Origin of the sequence: Streptomyces flaveolus (assembly GCF_014648815.1) — a bacterium.
Lineage (GTDB): Bacteria > Actinomycetota > Actinomycetes > Streptomycetales > Streptomycetaceae > Streptomyces > Streptomyces flaveolus.
The window spans coordinates 770,458-787,752 of the sequence record NZ_BMRV01000001.1; the positions used below are offsets into that span (position 1 = coordinate 770,458).

Consider the following 17,295-nt stretch of genomic DNA (forward strand, 5'->3'; position numbering starts at 1 on the left):
ACGTACGCGGCGGAGGGGAGGCCTCCGCACCCGTACGACCTGGAGAAGAGCCGACACATGCGCGTCGAGATCTGGAGCGACATCGCCTGCCCCTGGTGCTACGTGGGCAAGGCCCGCTTCGAGAAGGCGCTGGCGGCCTTCGAGCACCGGGACGGCGTCGAGGTGGTGCACCGGTCCTTCGAGCTGGACCCCGGGCGGGCCAAGGACGACGTCCAGCCCGTGCTGACGATGCTCACCGCGAAGTACGGCATGAGCGAGGCACAGGCACGGGCCGGTGAGGACAACCTCGGCGCGCAGGCCGCCGCCGAGGGCCTGGACTACCGCACCCGGGGCCGTGACCACGGCAGCACCTTCGACATGCACCGGCTGCTGCACCTGGCCAAGGAGAAGGGCCGGCAGGAGGCGCTGCTGGACGCGCTCTACCGCGGCAACTTCGCCGAGGAGCGTTCCGTCTTCAACGACGACGAACGGCTCGTGGAACTGGCCGTCGGCGCCGGCCTGGAGGCGGACACCGTCCGGGCGGTGCTCGCCGACCCCACCGCCTACGCCGACGAGGTGCGCGCCGACGAACGCGAGGCCGCGCAGCTCGGGGCGACCGGGGTGCCGTTCTTCGTGCTCGACCGGGCCTACGGCGTCTCCGGCGCCCAGCCCGCCGAGGTCTTCGCCCGGGCACTGACCCAGGCGTGGGGCGAGCGGACGCCGCTGAAGCTCGTCGACGCCGCCGGGGACGGGGCCGCGGAGGCGTGCGGCCCGGACGGCTGCGCGGTGCCCCAGAGCTGAAACGCCCAGGTCACGGGCTCGCATAAGCAGTCCTTGGGGATATCGCGCAGAAATACGCAATGGACGGGGAGGTCCCGGGGCCGCACAGTGGTGCCATGGAGAGCTTCGAGACCCTCGTCCGTGCCGAGTTCGATCCGAAGACCACGTACCTGAACACCGCCAGCACCGGCCTGGTGCCCGCCCGGACCCTCGCCGCGATGCGCGAGGCGGCCCAGTCGGCGGCGGCCGGGCAGCCCCTCGACATGTTCGCCGACGTCGAGGCGAGCCGGTCCGCCTTCGCCCGCCTCCTCGAGGTCCCCGCCTCCCGGGTGGCGACCGGGGCGTCCGTCGCCACCTTCAGCGGGCTCGTCGCGGCCTCACTGCCCGCGGGCGCCGAAGTCCTCACCGCGGAGGCCGACTTCAGCTCCCTGGTGAACCCCCTCCACATGCGGGGCGACCTCAAGGTGCGCAGTGTGCCGCTGGAGCGGATCGCCGAGTCGGTGGGCCCGGACACCGCGCTGGTCGCGGTCAGCTCCGTGCAGTCCGCCGACGGGCGGATCGCCGACCTCGCGGCCCTGCGGGACGCCGCTCGGGCGCACGGTGCGCGGACGCTGGTCGACGCCTCGCAGTCGAAAGGATGGCTGCCGCTGGCCGCGGACGACTTCGACTTCGTGGCCGCCGTCGGCTACAAGTGGGTGCTCTGCCCGCGCGGCGTCGCGTTCCTCGTCGTCCCGGAGGACTTCGGCGGACTGACGCCGCTGTTCGCCGGGTGGGCGTCGGGGGAGCATCCCTGGGACAGCTGCTACGGCCCCGTCGAGGAACTCGCCCACTCCGCGCGGCGCTTCGACGAGAGCCCCGCCCTCTTCTCCTACACGGGCGCCCGCCACTCCCTCGCGCTGATCGAGGAACTCGGGGTGGACGCCGTCCACGCCCACGACACGGCCCTCGCCGACCGGTTCCGCCAGGGCCTGGGCTCCCTGGGCCACGAGGTGGTCCCCGCGCCCGGGTCGGCGATCGTGTCCGTGCCCGGACTCGGCCACCGGAAGGGCGAGTTGAGCCGGGCGGGCGTGCAGGTCTCGGACCGGGCGGGCAACCTGCGGGCCGCGTTCCACGTCTACAACACGGCGGCGGACGTCGACCGGCTGCTGGACGTGCTGGCGGGCTGAGCCGGCCGGGCGGAACGGCATCGGGCAGGGGCCTCCCGTCCCACACGAAGAGGCCCCTGCCCGAGTCTCAGACGCGGCTCACTTCACCGGCGTGAAGTCCCGAGCGCCGATGCTGTGTTGCCCGGGGGACGACCCCCGGACCCCCGGCCGGACCGGTTCACCGCACCGGCGTGAAGTCCCGAGCGCCGATGCTGTGTTGTCCGGGGGACGACCCCCGGACCCCCGGCCGGACCGGTTCACCGCACCGGCGTGAAGTCCCGAGCGCCGATGCTGTGTTGCCCGGGGGACGACCCCCGGACCCCCGGCCGGACCGGTTCACCGCACCGGCGTGAAGTCCCGAGCGCCGATGAACTCCGGTCGCCGGATCGGTGCCGCGAACGGCTCGACCGCCGTGTTCTCCACGCTGTTGAACACGATGAACACGTTGCTGCGCGGGAACGGCGTGATGTTGTCGCCCGAGCCGTGCATGCAGTTGCAGTCGAACCAGGTCGCCGAGCCGGCCTTGCCGGTGAACAGCTTGATGCCGTACTCCGAGGCCATCTTCGTCAGCGCCTCGTCGGACGGGGTCCCCGCGTCCTGCATCTGCAGGGACTTCTTGTAGTTGTCCTTCGGCGTGGCCCCCGCGCACCCGAGGAACGTCTTGTGCGACCCCGGCATGATCATGAGACCGCCGTTGGTGTCGTAGTTCTCGGTGAGCGCGATCGAGACCGAGATCGTCCGCATGTTCGGCAGACCGTCCTCGGCGTGCCAGGTCTCGAAGTCCGAGTGCCAGTAGAAGCCACTGGCCCCGAAGCCCGGCTTGACGTTGATCCGCGACTGGTGGACGTAGACGTCCGAGCCGAGGATCTGCCGGGCCCGGCCGACCACGCGCTCGTCGCGCACCAGATTCGCGAAGACCTCGCTGATCTTGTGCACTTCGAAGACGGACCGGATCTCCTTGGACTGCGGCTCCACGATCGAGCGCTCGTCCGCCCGGATGGCCGGGTCGCTCGTCAGCCGCTCCAGCTCCCGCTGGTAGACGGCGACCTCGTCCGGGCCGATGAGCTGGTCGATGGCGAGGAAGCCGTCGCGGTCCAGCGCCTGGAGGTCACCGGCCGACACGGGGCCGGGGGTGTCGGGGCTGCCCCAGACCACCGGGTCCTGCCGGGGAGTGGCCACCTCGGTGGCACCGCGGGTGGGATAGAGATCGGTGATGTTCGTGGTCGTGATGGTCACGATGACTCACACCTCCTCGGTGAGCAGCGGGTAAACGCCGTTCTCGTCGTGGTCCTCCCGTCCGGTCACGGGCGGGTTGAAGACACAGATGCAGTGGAAGTCCTCCTTGACCTTGAGCGTGTGCCGCTCATGGCCGTTCAGGAGGTACATCGTGCCGGGGGTGATGTGGTACGTCTTCCCCGTCTCGCGGTCGGTGAGCTCGGCGTCGCCCTTGGTGCAGACGACGGCCTCGATGTGGTTGGCGTACCACATGGACGTCTCCGTACCGGCGTACAGGATCGTCTCGTGCACGGAGAAGCCGACCTTCTCCTTGGCGAGGACGATGCGCTTGCTCTCCCAGGTGCCGGACGCGGACTTCACGTGCCGGTCGGTGCCTTCGATCTCCTTGAACGAACGGACGATCACGGTGTGGCGATGCCTCCTAGGTGAAGGGTGTGCAGGGTCCCCGGCGCCCACGGTCGCGTGGGCCGAGGGCGCCGGAAGGGGTGGGTGTCAGGCGGTCTCGCGCACGGCGCGGGCGAGGGTCTTCATGCCCTCGTCCAGTTCGTCGGGCGTGACGGTGAGCGCCGGCAGGAGTTTGACGACCTCGCTCTCGGGGCCGGACGTCTCGATGAGCAGTCCGAGCTCGAAGGCGCGCTTGGCGACGCGGCCCGCACGGTCCTTGTCGTGGAACTCCAGGCCCCAGACCAGGCCGCGGCCCCGGTACTCCTTGATGTCGGCGAGGTTCTCCTCGGTGATGGCGATCATGTGCTGCTCGACCTGCTCACCGCGGGCGCGGGTCTGCTTCTCCATCGCCGACCCGTCGGTCCAGTACGTCTCCAGCGTGGCGGTCGCCGTGACGAAGGCCGGGTTGTTGCCGCGGAAGGTGCCGTTGTGCTCGCCCGGCTCCCAGACGTCCAGCTCCGGCTTGAACAGGCACAGCGACATGGGCAGGCCGTAGCCGCTGATCGACTTGGAGACGGTGACGATGTCCGGCGTGATGCCCGCCTCCTCGAAGGAGAAGAAGGCGCCGGTACGGCCGCAGCCCATCTGGATGTCGTCGACGATGAGCAGCATGTCCTGGCGTGCGCACAGTTCGGACAGGGCGCGCAGCCACTCGGCGCGGGCGACGTTGATGCCGCCCTCGCCCTGCACGGTCTCGACGATCACGGCGGCCGGCTTGTTGAGGCCGGAACCCTGGTCCTCGAGCAGCCGCTCGAACCAGAGGAAGTCCTCGACGGTGCCGTCGAAGTAGTTGTCGAACGGCATGGGCGTGCCGTGCACCAGCGGGATGCCGGCGCCGGCCCGCTTGAAGGCGTTGCCGGTCACGGCGAGCGAGCCCAGCGACATGCCGTGGAAGGCGTTGGTGAACGACACGATCGACTCGCGCCCCTTCACCTTCCGCGCCAGCTTCAGCGCGGCCTCCACGGCGTTGGTGCCCGTCGGGCCCGGGAACATGACCTTGTACGGCAGATCGCGCGGCCGCAGGACGATGTTCTGGAACGTCTCCAGGAAGCGGCGCTTGGCGGTGGTCGACATGTCCAGCCCGTGCGTGACGCCGTCCCGCTCCAGGTAGTCGATCAACGCCCGTTTCAGGACGGGGTTGTTGTGCCCGTAGTTGAGCGAGCCGGCTCCGGCGAAGAAGTCGAGGTACTCGTGGCCGTCCTCGTCGTACATGCGGCTGCCGTGCGCACGGTCGAAGACGGTGGGCCAGCCGCGGCAGTAGCTGCGCACCTCGGACTCGACGGTCTCGAAAACGCTGAGGTCGGGCTGGGTGATGGTCACGACGAATCGCTCCTCGTGGGGTGAGGGTGGGAGAGGAAGGTCGTACGGATCCGGGGACCGGGGCGGTCTCTGCCGGGAAGTGTGGGGGCCGGGCGGCCGGGACCGGTGGACCGACGCCCGGGGGGCCGGTCGGTCAGTCGCGGGCCGCGGCGGGGAGAGGGCCGATGCGGTACAGCACTTCGGGCTCGTGCGGTCCGTCGGGGAAGACGTCCGTCTCGAAGAGCACCTCGCGCTCGAGCCGGGCACCGTGCCGCTCGGCGAACGAGGTGAACAACCGCTGGGACGCGGTGTTGTCGGGTGAGATGGTGGTCTCCAGGGTCGCCGTCCCGTACTCCGCGACAGTCCGGGCGGCCAGCTCGTCGAGCAGTGAAGCCGCGAGCTTTCGTCCACGGTAAGCCTCGTCCACCGCCACCTGCCACACGAGCAGCGTGTCCGGCCGGTCGGGCCGCAGGTAGCCGGTGACAAAGCCGATCGGCACGCCGTGCCCGTCGCGGGCAACGGCCGAGGTGGCGGCGAAGTCACGGCACCAGAGCAGATAGCTGTAGGACGAGTTCAGGTCGAGAACCTTCGAATCCCTCGCTATCCGCCACAGGGCGGCTCCGTCGGCCACTTCCGGGCGATCGATTCGCAGGTCTGCTTGCACGGCGGTCATGCAAATTGAATTTACCCAGTGGAATTAAAAAATGCATCGCCGGATGGGGTTACGTATGAGCGCGTCATGTGTTATCGCGCGGGCGCGTGCTTCCGCGCGAGAGAGCGGCGATTTGGTGGTAAATGACCGGTGTATAACGTGCAAAACGGGCAGCATGTGCAACGGGTCACAATCATGCAACCCGCTGCGGGGGGCTCGGAGACCGATGCCCGGGCTTCAAGAAATCAGTGGGTTTAGGCCCAGGAAAACCGGGCAGGAGAATACCGGGAGCCTATCGAGGTAATTACTCAATTCACTTTCTGTGAACTTCCGTAATTGCCTCGAATTCACGCTCCCGTAAAGCCGGTGGCCGACCGCCCGTCCCAGGCGTCCCCGGCGGCCCGGCGGGCCGCTTCCGGATCGGTCGTGGCGCCCTTCTCGGCCAGCGCGGCACCCAGTGCCGCCAGACAGCCCTGCACGGCCCCGCGCGTCGCGTCCGGACCGTAGTGGTTGACGCGGACCATCTCCTTGGCCAGCGCGCCGCCGCCCGCGGCCAGCGGCAGCGCCGGGTCGGACGCCAGCGCCCGGGCCACCAGCTCCGAGGCGTCCAGCTCCGCGGGGACCCGCAGGGTCGTCGCCACCGGAGCCGCCTCGCGGGCCTCGTACACGTACGGCTCCAGGCCGCCGCCCAGCGCGAGCGCCCCGGCCCGGGTGGCCGCCGCCGCCGACGCGTGCCGCGCCATCACGGTCTCCAGGCCCTCCGCCTCGATGCGCTCGACGCAGGCCTCCAGCGCCAGCATCTCCAGCTGCGCCGGCGCGTGCAGCAGCGCCTTGCGCCCGCCGTCGATCCAGCGCTCCTTCCAGTCCAGCAGCGACAGGTACGACCGGCGCGGCGCCCCGGGGTTCGCCGCCATCCGCGCCCACGCCCGCTCGCTCACCGACACCGCCGACACCCCGGCCGGGCCGCCCATCGCCTTCTGTGCGCCGATGACGCAGAGGTCCACGCCCCACGCGTCCGGCAGCACCGGCTCGGCGCCCACGGAGGCCACGGCGTCCAGGTAGAAGAGCGCGCCGTGCTCCCGTACCACCTCGCCGATCTCCGCGACCGGGTTGGTGTTGCCGGTCGCCGCCTCCGCGTGCACCAGGGACACGAAGTCGATCTCCGGGTGCTCGGCGAAGGCCTGGCGGACCAGGTCGGCCGTCACGGCGGTGTGGAACGGCACCGCGAGGTCGTGCACCGTCGCGCCGCAGTCCCGCAGCCAGTCGCCGAACGTCTGCCCGTACGGCCCGGTGACGACGTTCAGCGCGACGGTGTCCGGCCCGGCGCACCCGCGGATCGCGCCCTCCAGCGGCAGCAGTGCCTCGCCCTGCGTGATCAGGACGTCCTGCCGCGTGCCGAGCAGGCGCGCCACCCGGTCCTCGATCGCGGCGAAACGGGCGGCGCTCAGCGGGGCGAGGTCCAGGAAGGGGTGGGTCACGGCGGTGCTCTCTTCACTCACGGTCAGGTGTACGACGCGTACGGAGTCGAGAGTAACCGTGGCCCGCGCCCCCACTCGCGGGGGAGGCCGTCCGTTGCGACACCCCCACGCCCGGAATCGTGGCTTCCGCCACAGCCACGGTGATCTCCGGGTGATGGACTCGACCCCGTGATCGTCCTGCTGCTCGTCCTCGTCGCGGTGTCGACGGCCGTCGTCCTCGGCCGGGGCGCCGGCACCTGCCCTCGCCGCCCGCACCCGGTGGCGGGCCCTGCGGGCGTCCCCGCGCCGCGCGGACCGGGCGCCGCCCTCCGCGTCGTCGCCGCAGTCGCCGGCGGGGCCGCCGCCCTGCTCTACGGCTGGGGCGCGCTGTGCGTGGGATCCGCGGTCATGCAGGCGGAGGACAGCGGCACGGGCTCCTCGCCGATGCGTCCCTGCCGTACCGGCGCGTCCCCGGAGGCGTCCGCGCGGGTCGTCGACTACTCGGTCTCCTACCTGCCCCTGCGCTTCCGCTGCGAGACCGGCGACGGCGACGGTTACGCCTCCGCCGACATCCCCGGCTACGTCAACCCCGGCCTCGCCGTCCTCGCCCTGACCGCCGTCGCGAGCGCTGTCGCGGCCGGAGGCGCGACCGAACTGCGCGCCCGCGCGGAACGGCGGCCGGTGACCGGGCACTCGAACGGCCCCGGCGGCCCCGTCTAAGGTGCGGGGCATGAGCGATCGCACGGTGCTGCACGTGAAGGGTCGGGTGCTCGTCGGCCCGCGGGACGAGGACGTCCGCGACGAGCTGTGGGTCATCGACGGCCGGATCTCGTACGACCGTCCCGCCGGGGCCGGCGACGTCCGCACCGTCGAGGGCTGGGCGCTGCCCGGCCTGGTCGACGCGCACTGCCACGTCGGCCTCGACCAGCACGGCGCCGTACCCGAGGACGTCGCCGAGAAGCAGGCGCTGACCGACCGGGACGCGGGCACCCTCCTCATCCGCGACGCGGGCTCGCCCTCCGACACCCGCTGGATCGACGACCGCGAGGACCTCCCGAAGATCATCCGCGCGGGCCGGCACATCGCCCGCACCCGCCGCTACATCCGCAACTACGCCTGGGAGGTCGAGCCCGAGGACCTCGTCGCCTACGTCGCCCAGGAGGCCCGGCGCGGCGACGGCTGGGTGAAGCTGGTCGGCGACTGGATCGACCGCGACCTCGGCGACCTGTCCGCCTGCTGGCCGCGCGGTGCCGTGGAGGCCGCCATCGCCGAGGCGCACCGGCTGGGCGCCCGCGTCACGGCCCACTGCTTCGCCGAGGACTCGCTGCGCGACCTGGTCGAGGCCGGCATCGACTGCGTCGAGCACGCGACCGGCCTGACGGACGACACGATCCCCCTCTTCGCCGAGCGGGGCGTCGCCATCGTGCCCACCCTGGTCAACATCGCCACCTTCCCCGCCCTCGCCAAGGGTGGCGAGAGCCGGTTCCCGCGCTGGTCGGACCACATGCGCCGGCTGCACGCCCGCCGCTACGACACCGTCCGCAACGCCTACGACGCCGGGATCCCGGTCTTCGTCGGCACGGACGCGGGCGGCGCCCTGGCCCACGGCCTGGCGGGGGCGGAGGTCGCCGAACTGGTCACCGCCGGCATCCCGCCCGTCGAGGCCCTCGCCGCGGCGACCTGGGCGGCCCGGCGCTGGCTCGGCAGGCCCGGCCTCGACGAGGGCGCGCCGGCGGACCTGGTGGTGTACGAGCAGGACCCGCGCGCGGACGTGCGCGTGCTCGGGGCTCCGCGCCGGGTGGTGCTGAACGGGCGGGTCGTCGGATAGCCGACACGGGTGACGTCGGGGAACACGCGTGCCGGAGGATTCGAAAAGGCTCGCGGAAACCCCACGAAGGGGTGAAGTGACCCTGGATCACTGACGGTTGGGACCGGGCGGGGACATCCTTTCCGGGTCCCAAGCATGTCGCTCATGCGTGTTCCGCACGCATGTCTTTCTGGGGGTCCCACCACCTTGAACGGCAACACCTTCCGCATGCCCGCGCGCCGCCTCGTCACCGTCACGGCGGCCATGGCCCTGGCCGCCGGACCCGTGGTCCTGGCCGGCGCGGGCACCGCCCACGCGACCGGCGACCACGGCCGCGCGAGCGCCACCGTCCTGCGCACCGACCTCGACGTGTCCCTGCTCGAGAGGACCGTGAACGTCCCGCTCACGGTCACCCTCAACGAGGTGCAGGCGCCCGAGAGCGCCCGGAAGACCGCGCTGACCGCCCGGCTGGACGGCGTCGACGGCGGCAAACCCTTCAGCGTCCTGCGGGCCGACGTGGCCGACGCCGGGGCGACGACGACCGCGGACAAGGCGGAGGGCCGCACGGAACTGGCCCGGGCCCGGGTCCACGTCCCCGGACTGCCGCTGCTGTCGGTCATCGAGGTCGGGCAGGTCACCTCCACGGCGACCTGCGAGGCGGGGAAGAAGCCCGTCGCCGCCTCGAACCTGCTGGGCGCGGTCACGGTCCTCGGCAAGAAGGTCACGCTGACCACCGGCGGGACGACGGACGTGAAGGTGCCCGGCGTCGGCGAGGTGCGGCTCGACCTGTCGAAGACGGAGACCACCTCGCGCACGGCCGCCGCCACCGCGCTCGAACTCACCGTGCACGTCGACCCGCTCGACCTGGGCGTGGCCGAGGTCGACGGCACCCTGACCCTGGCGAGCGCCTCCTGCGAGTCCCCGGCGGCCCCGCCGGCCGAGGCCGCACAGCCCCCGGCGAAGGCGGAGGAGCCGTCCGCCGAACCGGCCGCGGACGTGAAGCCCCAGGGCGCTCCCGCCGAGGCCGACCTGGCCGAGACCGGCGGCAGTTCGACCACCCCGTACATCGCGGCCGGCGCCGCCGCGCTGGTCCTGGCGGGCGGCGGAGCGCTGGCCGTGGCCCGGCGCAGGCGCGGCTGACGGCGGGGCGGGCGGGGGCGGGCGAGGCCGGGGGGCTTGCCCGCGCTGACGGGGTGCCGCCTGCGCGGGTGGGCCGGGGGAGGGGGGGCGGTTGCCCGCGTTGGCGGGGTGCCTCCCCCAGAGGGGGGACCCCAGCGCCCACCCGTGCCGCCCCTGGGGACACCTCTCAGGCCGCTCAGGCACTGGGGGAGGCACGACTGCCCGCAGGCGGTGCCGGCTGCGCGGCCGGGGGCGTCAGGGAGCCAGGGCGCGGTCCAGCGCCGTCAGGAAGCCGTCCGTCGTCGTCCGGTCCCGGACCGCGAGGCGCAGCCAGTCCGCGCCCAGGCCCGGGAACGTGTCCCCGCGCCGGACCGCGTACCCGAGGGCGCGCAGCCGGTGCCGCACGGCCGCGGCGTCCGGCAGGCGGACCAGGACGAAGGGGCCCTCGGGGGGCTCGGCGACCCGGAGTCCCGCGGGGGCGAACCGCCGTAGCCCGGCGACGAGACGGTCCCGGTCCGCGGCGATGCGGTGGGCGGCGTGGGCCGCCTCCGCCAGCGCACGCGGCGCCACGCACGCCTCGGCCGCCACCAGCGCGGGTGTGGACACGGGCCACAGGGGCTGGGCGCGCTCCAGGCCGGCGACCGTCTCCGGGGCCGCCAGCACGTACCCGATGCGCAGGCCCGCCAGCCCCCACGTCTTGGTGAGGCTGCGCAGGACGACCAGCCCGGGCACGTCCGTCCGCCCGGCCAGTGCCTCCCGCTCACCCGGCACCGCGTCCATGAACGCCTCGTCCACGACCAACGTCCGTCCGGGGCGGGCGAGTTCCGCCAGCGCGTCCGCCGGGTGCAGCACCGACGTCGGGTTGGTCGGGTTGCCGATCACCACCAGGTCGGCGTCCGCCGGGACGGCCGCCGGGTCCAGCCGGAAGCCGTCCTCCTCCCGCAGCAGCACCCGGCCGACCGTGTGCCCCGCGTCCCGCAGCGCCGCCTCCGGCTCCGTGAACTGGGGGTGGACGACCACCGGCCGGCGTACCTTCAGCGCCCGCGCCAGCAGCACGAACGCCTCCGCCGCGCCCGCCGTCAGCAGCACCCGCTCCACCGGCAGCCCGTGCCGCGCCGCCACCGCCGCCCGCGCGGCCCGCCCGTCCGGGTAGGCCGCGAGGGAGCCGAGCGAGCCGGCCACGTGCTCGCGCAGCCACGCCGGGGGCGTGTCCGCGCGGACGTTCACCGCCAGGTCCACCAGCGCCGAACCGTCGTCCCGGACCTCGGCGTCCCCGTGGTGCCGCAGGTCGAGGCCGCCGAGGTCACTGTGCATGGGAGTGTGCGTGGCCATGCCCGTGATGGTGCCCGTGGTGGTGGTGACCGTCGTCGTCGGGGTGGAAGTGCGGCTGCTGCGGCAGCCCCACCTTGTCCTCGAAGCCGGGCAGCGCGATCCGGTACACGCAACTGTCGCAGTTCATCCGCAGATCGCCCTTCACCGCCTCCTCGTACCGCTCCCACACCAGGTCGAGCAGCTCCGGCTCGGGCCCGATGACGTCCGCCGACCGCACCTCGGTCTCCGGGTGCGCGGCGGCCCACTGCTCCGTCTGGTGCCGGACCCGGTCCGGGAGGATGCCGGTGAACAGGAAGTACGGCAGGACCACGATCCGCCCGGCGCCCAGCCGAGCGCACCGGTCCAGACCGCCCGGCACGTCCGGCTGCGCCAGCGACACGAACGCCGTCTCCACGCCCGCGTACCCGCGGCCCTCCCACAGCAGCCGCGCCGCCTTGAACACCTCGGCGTTGGCGTCCGGGTCCGTCGAACCGCGCCCCACCAGCAGCACCGTCACCTCGGAGGGGTCCCAGGAGGGATCGACGGCCTCCGTCAGCCGCCGCTCCAGCACCCGCAGCAGCGACGGGTGCGGGCCCAGGGGACGCCCGTACGTGTACGAGATGCCGGGGTGGCGCTCCTTCTCGCGGGACAGCGCCGCCGGGATGTCGCCCTTGGCGTGCCCGGCGGACACCAGCATCAGCGGCACCGCGGCGAACCGGCGTACGCCGCGCTCCACCAGCTCGGCGACCGCCTCGCCCAGCGGCGGCGGGGACAGCTCGATGAAGCCGCCCGCGACGGGCAGTTCGGGATGGCGGCGGCCCAGCTCGCGCACGAAGTCACGGAACGCCTCGGCTCCGGCCTCGTCCCGGGTGCCGTGGCCGGCGATGAGCAGGGCGGGCGGGGTGGTCACAGGGTCTCCTCGGGGGACGTGGGGTGGTACAGCAGGGCGTTGAGCGCGGCGGACGCGACCGCCGACCCGCCCTTCTCGGACACGTTGCTCACGGCGGGCAGCCCGCTCTCGCGCAGCGCCGCCTTGGACTCGACCGCGCCGACGAAGCCGACGGGCAGCCCGATGACGAGCGCGGGGGAGGCGTCCAGGGTCAGCAGCTCCTCCAGCGCGGTGGGCGCGTTGCCGATCACCCAGAGGGCGCCGGGCCCGACCTGCTCGTACGCCAGCCGGATGCCGTGCGCGGAGCGGGTCAGTCCCGGCCCGGCGACGGCGTCCCTCAGCCGGCAGACGGTCTCCCGCCGGGTGATGCCCGCGCCGACCATCTCGACGTCCACGACGACGGGCGCCCCGGCGTGCAGCGCCGCGTGCGCCTTCGCCAGCTCGCCCTCGTCCATGACGAGGTCGGACGCGTACTCCAGGTCGGCGGCCGAGTGGATGACCCGCTCCACCACCGCCCGGGTCAGCGGCGCGAAGTGCGAGGTGTCCAGGCGGGCGCGCAGACGCCGGTAGGACTCCTCCTCGATGGGGTGGACCACACGGTTCACCGGGACGCCTCCTGCCAGCGGTAGCCGCGCGGGGTGACCATGCGCCCCGCGATCTCCCGGGTCGCCGTGTTGCCCACCGTCACGACCGTCATCATGTCGACCGTCGCCGGGTCCAGCGCCGCGAGCGTGGTGAGCTGGCTCGACTCGTCGGCGCGCGACGCGTTGCGGACGACACCGACCGGCGTCGTCGGCTCCCGGTGCCCGGCGAGGATCGCCAGCGCCTTCGGCAGCTGCCAGTCCCGGCCCCGGCTGCGCGGGTTGTAGAACGTCACGACGAGGTCCGCCTCGGCCGCCGCCCGCACCCGCCGCTCGATGACCTCCCACGGCGTGTGCAGGTCGGACAGGCTGATCGACACGTGGTCGTGGCCCAGCGGCGCGCCCAGGATCGCCCCGGCGGCCAGCGCCGCCGTCACGCCCGGCACCCCGACCACGTCGATGTCGTCGGACGCCTCGGCCAGCGCCGGCGACGCCATGGCGTACACACCGGCGTCCCCGCTGCCGATCAGCGCCACCGTCCGCCCGCGCCGGGCCTCGGCCACGGCCGTCCGCGCCCGCTCCTCCTCCGCCCCGAGCCCCGACTCCAGGATCCGGGTGCCGGGGCGCAGCAGATCGCGGATCTGGTCGACGTACTGGTCGAGACCGACCAGCACGGACGCCCGCCGCAGCTCCGCCAGCGCCCGCGGCGTCAGCAGGTCCCGGGCACCCGGCCCGAGCCCGACCACCGCGAGCCGCCCGCGCCCCGGCCGCCGTACGACGGCACAGGTCGCCATGGCGGGCACCGCCGCCGACTTCCGCTTGGGCACGAGGAGTTCGCCCCCGCCCACCAGTGCCGCGGCCTCCGCGACCGACGGGGTGCCGACGGCGGCGAGCGGCGCGTCCGAGGGGTTGGGCACCTCGACGTCCGCGAGTTCCCCGGCGGGGTACGTCACCAGCGGCACGCCCAGCCGCTCGGCCGCCCCGACGATGCCCGGCTCCCCGGCCTTGGCGTCCACGGTGGCCAGCTCGGCGACCGACGCCGCCGACAGCCCGGCGTCCCGCAGCGCCGCCTCCACCAGAGCGAGCACCTCGTCCACCGGCGCCCCCTTCGAGGCGCCGACACCGACGACCAGGGACGGCGGGCGCAGCACGACCTCACGCTCGGCCGGCTCCACCAGACGGTCCGTTAGCCGGACCGCGAACGCCCCCTCCGCGGCGAGCGGCAACGGCGGCAGCGGCCAGACGACCTCGGCCCGCAGCGCCACCGGCTCACCGTCCAGCAGGGCTCGCGAGACCCCGGCGACATCGCCCTCGACGGGCAGGCCCAGCGTGTCCAGGCCCGGCAGGCCCACGGCGTCCGTCGCCGTCGTCACCACCGGCTCGGCGCCCAGCACCCCGCCCACCGCGCGGGCGAGTTCGTTGGCGCCGCCGCCGTGCCCGCCGACCAGCGACACGGCGAACCGTCCGCCCTCGTCGACGCACACCACGCCCGGGTCGGACCGCTTGTCGTCCAGCAGCGGGGCCACGAGCCGGACCACGGCCCCCGTGGCCAGGAAGCACACGAGCTGCTCGCACTCGGCGAACGCGGTCCGGACGGCGTCCGCGACGGGACCCTCGTACACGCGCGTGCGGTCCGGCCACGCCGCGGCCAGCCGGTCCCGCGCCGCAGCCCCCGCCGCGGTGGCGGAAATGAGGCCGATCACTGGGCCCCTCCTTCTTCGGTTTCTTCGGTAGGACTGCCGGGCCTCACGCCCCACAGCAGGAAAACGGGATTGGTCGCCGCCAGCCGCGTCACGTCCCCCGGCAGCGGCGCGAGCCGGGACGACTGGAGCAGCACCCCGTCGCACTCCAGCCCGGCGTCGAGCAGCGCCTGACGGGCCGCCGGCACCCGGTCCAGCGCGGCCATCGCGACGACCACGGACCGCCGGGCGCGACGCGCGCAGGCCGAGACGATCGCCGGCAGCTCACGCCCGCCGCCGCCGACGAACACCGCGTCGGGATCGTCCAGACCCGACAGCGCCGTGGGCGCCGCGCCGTGCACCACCCGGACGTCGACCCCGTGCGCGGCGGCGTTGGCGCGCACGCGCTCGACACCGTCCGGCGTCTTCTCCACCGCGGTGACGGCCGCGCCGAGCCGCGCGCACTCCACGGCCACGGACCCCGAGCCCGCGCCGACGTCCCACACCAGGTCGCCGGGGCGCGGACCGAGCCGGGCCAGCGCCAGCGCCCGCACCTCGAACTTGGTGATCATCGAGTCGCGGTGGGCGAACGCGGCCTCGTCCAGCGCCCATCCGGCGGGACCCGGCCGCGGCCCGGCCACCGAGCGCACCGGGCCCAGCGCCCGCGCCTCGTCCAGGCACAGCACCACGCTGACCGCCGCGCCCCAGTCCCGGGCGGCGGCCTCGGCGGGCGTCACCCGCTCCACCCGCTCCTCGCCGGAACCGAGCGCGGAGGCGACGACCAGCACCCGCCCGTCGCCCGCGAGCGCGGCCCCCAGCTCCGCCGGACCCGCCCCCGGCCCGGTCAGCACGGCCACCTTCGGGTGGGCGCGGCACAGGTTCACCGCCGTCCGCAGGTCCCGCCCGTGCGCGCTGGCCACCACGGCGTCGTCCCACGGCAGCCCGGCCCGCGCGAACGCGGCGGCCACGGACGACACCCCGGGCCGCACGTCGAGCAGCTCCCGCCCGAACCGCTCGGCCAGCGCCCGCACGATCCCGAAGAACCCCGGGTCGCCGGAGGCCAGCACCAGCACCGGCCGCTCCTTCGCGACGTACTCCGCGACCGTGTCCAGGGCGGGCGCCAGCGCCCCGAGGACGACCCGCTCGGCACCTTCCGGCAGCCGTACGGCGTCCAGGTGGCGCCGCCCGCCGACGACCAGTTCCGCGCCGTCGGCCACGTCCTCGGGCAGCGGGGAACCGGTCCCCGCCCCGACCACCGTGATCATGTGCTCGCACCCCGCGCGCGCAGCTCCCTGCGGGCCTCGGGGTCGGCCTTGCGGTACCCGTGGAAGTGCCCCGGGTGGTACAGGTGCGAGCGCGTGCCGTGCGCGTCGAGCGCCGGGCCGACCAGGAACAGGGTGTGCTTCCAGAGCTTGTGCTCCTTGACGGTCTCCTCCAGCGTGCCGATCGTGCACTTCACGACCAGCTCCTCCGGCCAGGTCGCCTGGTAGGCGACGACGACCGGCGTATCGGTCGGATAGCCGCCCTCCAGCAGCTCCCGCACCAGCTGGCCGCTGCGCGCCGCCGACAGGAAGACCGCCATGGTCGTGCCGTGCTTCGCGAACTCGCGGACCTCCTCGCCGGGCGGCATCGGCGTCTTGCCCCCGCCGAGCCGGGTGAGGACGACGGACTGCGCGACCTCCGGGATGGTCAGCTCCCGCTGCGCGAGCGCGGCGACGGCGGAGAAGGCGGAGACGCCGGGCACCACCTCGGTCGCGATGCCGATCTCCGCGCACCGGTCCAGCTGCTCCTGCGTGCCGCCCCACAGGGCCGGATCACCGGAGTGGATGCGGGCCACCCGCAGCCCCTCCTCGCGGGCCCGCCGGTAGACGGCGACGACGTCCTCCAGCGACATGGTCGCCGAGTCCAGGACCTCCGCGTCCTCGCGCGCGTGCTGCAGGACCTCCGCCTGGACCAGGCTCGCCGCCCAGATCACGACGTCGGCCTCGGCGATGGCGCGGGCGGCGCGGAACGTCAGCAGATCGGCGGCGCCGGGGCCGGCACCGACGAAGGTCACCTTGCCGGCACCGGTACCGGTGGTGGGAGCCATGGGGTCCATGGAAATCGGTCCTCTCCTGCGCATATTTACTGCGGTTGCTGCTGTCGGACGCGCGTGAACGCGGGCTGATCGGATACCAAGGGCGCATGGCGGTCTTCGTCGCGCTCGGCGCGTTCCTGATGACGCTGGCCGGTGGCTGGACGGCACAGCGCGTGACCGACCGGCGCCACCTGGTCCTGGGCCTGGCCGGCGGTCTGATGCTGGGCGTGGTCGGCCTCGACCTGCTGCCGGAGGCGCTGGAGGCGGCGGGCCGGGAGGTGTTCGGCGTCCCGGCGGCACTGCTGCTGTTCGTCGCCGGATTCCTGCTCGCCCACCTCGTGGAGCGCCTGCTGGCCGCCCGCCGCGCCGCGCACGGCGCCGACGAGCACGGCCACCGCACGCCCGAGGTGGGACTGACGGCCGCCGCCGCGATGGTCGGACACAGCGCGATGGACGGCGTGGCGATCGGCGCGGCGTTCCAGGTCGGCGGCGGCATGGGCGCGGCGGTCGCGCTGGCCGTGGTCGCCCACGACTTCGCGGACGGCTTCAACACCTACACGCTCACCAGCCTGTACGGGAACGCGCGCCGCCGGGCCGTCGCCATGCTCGTCGCCGACGCCGTGGCCCCCGTCGTCGGCGCGGCGTCCACGCTGTTCTTCACGATCCCGGAGGGCGTGCTCGGCGGGTATCTCGGCCTCTTCGGCGGCGTACTGCTCTATCTCGCCGCCGCCGAGATCCTGCCCGAGGCCCACCACGAGCACCCCGCCCGGTCGACCCTGCTGTGCACGATCGCGGGCGCCGCCTTCATCTGGCTGGTGGTGGGCATCGCCGAGTGACGTC

General features: G+C 73.8%; 17 protein-coding genes. 6 read left to right on the forward strand and 11 right to left on the reverse strand.

Annotated elements, in window-relative coordinates:
• Positions 1-57: 57 nt before the first annotated feature.
• Together IEZ05_RS03485 and IEZ05_RS03490 are read left to right on the forward strand one after the other, a co-directional pair.
• Positions 58-780, forward strand: a complete 723-nt coding sequence (locus tag IEZ05_RS03485) for a DsbA family oxidoreductase (RefSeq protein ID WP_189228459.1) — start codon at positions 58-60, stop codon at positions 778-780.
• 59 nt (positions 781-839) lie between these two features.
• Positions 840-1,925, forward strand: a complete 1,086-nt coding sequence (locus tag IEZ05_RS03490; protein WP_189228460.1) for an aminotransferase class V-fold PLP-dependent enzyme — start codon at positions 840-842, stop codon at positions 1,923-1,925.
• Positions 1,926-2,240: 315 nt separating this feature from the next.
• Here IEZ05_RS03490 and thpD read toward each other — a convergent pair whose 3' ends face one another.
• The 5 genes from thpD to IEZ05_RS03515 all read right to left on the reverse strand — a co-directional run bounded on the left by thpD (position 2,241) and on the right by IEZ05_RS03515 (position 7,013).
• Positions 2,241-3,140, reverse strand: coding sequence for an ectoine hydroxylase (thpD, locus tag IEZ05_RS03495; RefSeq protein ID WP_189228461.1), 900 nt, complete (start codon positions 3,138-3,140; stop codon positions 2,241-2,243).
• A gap of 6 nt (positions 3,141-3,146) precedes the next feature.
• Positions 3,147-3,545 (reverse strand): ectoine synthase, encoded by a 399-nt coding sequence (locus IEZ05_RS03500; protein ID WP_043374438.1) that lies wholly within the window; start codon positions 3,543-3,545, stop codon positions 3,147-3,149.
• Between the two features lie 87 nt (positions 3,546-3,632).
• Positions 3,633-4,904 (reverse strand): diaminobutyrate--2-oxoglutarate transaminase, encoded by a 1,272-nt coding sequence (gene ectB, locus IEZ05_RS03505; RefSeq protein ID WP_189228462.1) that lies wholly within the window; start codon positions 4,902-4,904, stop codon positions 3,633-3,635.
• Between the two features lie 133 nt (positions 4,905-5,037).
• Complete coding sequence (gene ectA / locus IEZ05_RS03510) at positions 5,038-5,556, reverse strand: diaminobutyrate acetyltransferase (protein ID WP_189228463.1); 519 nt, start codon at positions 5,554-5,556, stop codon at positions 5,038-5,040.
• 326 nt (positions 5,557-5,882) lie between these two features.
• A complete protein-coding gene (locus IEZ05_RS03515; protein WP_189228568.1) occupies positions 5,883-7,013 on the reverse strand; it encodes a pyridoxal-phosphate-dependent aminotransferase family protein in 1,131 nt (376 codons plus the stop codon).
• A gap of 168 nt (positions 7,014-7,181) precedes the next feature.
• Here IEZ05_RS03515 and IEZ05_RS03520 point away from each other — a divergent pair, with 168 nt between their 5' ends.
• The 3 genes from IEZ05_RS03520 (at position 7,182) to IEZ05_RS03530 (ending at position 9,939) form a co-directional block, all read left to right on the forward strand.
• A complete protein-coding gene (locus IEZ05_RS03520; protein ID WP_189228464.1) occupies positions 7,182-7,712 on the forward strand; it encodes a hypothetical protein in 531 nt (176 codons plus the stop codon).
• 10 nt (positions 7,713-7,722) lie between these two features.
• Positions 7,723-8,820, forward strand: coding sequence for an amidohydrolase family protein (locus IEZ05_RS03525; protein ID WP_189228465.1), 1,098 nt, complete (start codon positions 7,723-7,725; stop codon positions 8,818-8,820).
• A 186-nt stretch (positions 8,821-9,006) separates the two neighbouring features.
• The gene (locus IEZ05_RS03530; protein ID WP_189228466.1) at positions 9,007-9,939 is read left to right on the forward strand and encodes an SCO1860 family LAETG-anchored protein; all 933 of its coding nucleotides are present in this window, start codon (positions 9,007-9,009) and stop codon (positions 9,937-9,939) included.
• Between the two features lie 234 nt (positions 9,940-10,173).
• Here the strand turns inward: IEZ05_RS03530 and cobC are convergent, their stop codons facing one another.
• Genes cobC through cobM form a run of 6 tightly spaced genes read right to left on the reverse strand, consistent with a single transcriptional unit; the run spans position 10,174 to position 16,467 of the window.
• Positions 10,174-11,250, reverse strand: a complete 1,077-nt coding sequence (gene cobC / locus IEZ05_RS03535) for an Rv2231c family pyridoxal phosphate-dependent protein CobC (RefSeq protein ID WP_229869559.1) — start codon at positions 11,248-11,250, stop codon at positions 10,174-10,176.
• A complete protein-coding gene (locus IEZ05_RS03540) occupies positions 11,222-12,139 on the reverse strand; it encodes a sirohydrochlorin chelatase (RefSeq protein ID WP_189228467.1) in 918 nt (305 codons plus the stop codon). Before IEZ05_RS03540 ends, cobC begins: the two co-directional genes overlap by 29 nt.
• Positions 12,136-12,723, reverse strand: coding sequence for a precorrin-8X methylmutase (locus IEZ05_RS03545; protein ID WP_189228468.1), 588 nt, complete (start codon positions 12,721-12,723; stop codon positions 12,136-12,138). Before IEZ05_RS03545 ends, IEZ05_RS03540 begins: the two co-directional genes overlap by 4 nt.
• Positions 12,720-14,402, reverse strand: a complete 1,683-nt coding sequence (gene cobJ, locus IEZ05_RS03550) for a precorrin-3B C(17)-methyltransferase (RefSeq protein WP_189228469.1) — start codon at positions 14,400-14,402, stop codon at positions 12,720-12,722. Before cobJ ends, IEZ05_RS03545 begins: the two co-directional genes overlap by 4 nt.
• Positions 14,399-15,643 (reverse strand): precorrin-6y C5,15-methyltransferase (decarboxylating) subunit CbiE, encoded by a 1,245-nt coding sequence (cbiE, locus tag IEZ05_RS03555; RefSeq protein ID WP_189228470.1) that lies wholly within the window; start codon positions 15,641-15,643, stop codon positions 14,399-14,401. The genes cobJ and cbiE overlap by 4 nt, the downstream gene beginning before the upstream one ends.
• Positions 15,640-16,467: a precorrin-4 C(11)-methyltransferase gene (gene cobM, locus IEZ05_RS03560; protein ID WP_189228471.1), complete on the reverse strand. Its 828-nt coding sequence runs from the start codon at positions 16,465-16,467 to the stop codon at positions 15,640-15,642. Before cobM ends, cbiE begins: the two co-directional genes overlap by 4 nt.
• A gap of 95 nt (positions 16,468-16,562) precedes the next feature.
• Here cobM and IEZ05_RS03565 point away from each other — a divergent pair, with 95 nt between their 5' ends.
• Entirely contained in the window at positions 16,563-17,291 is a 729-nt protein-coding gene (locus IEZ05_RS03565) for a ZIP family metal transporter (protein WP_189228472.1), read from the forward strand.
• Positions 17,292-17,295: the final 4 nt, after the last annotated feature.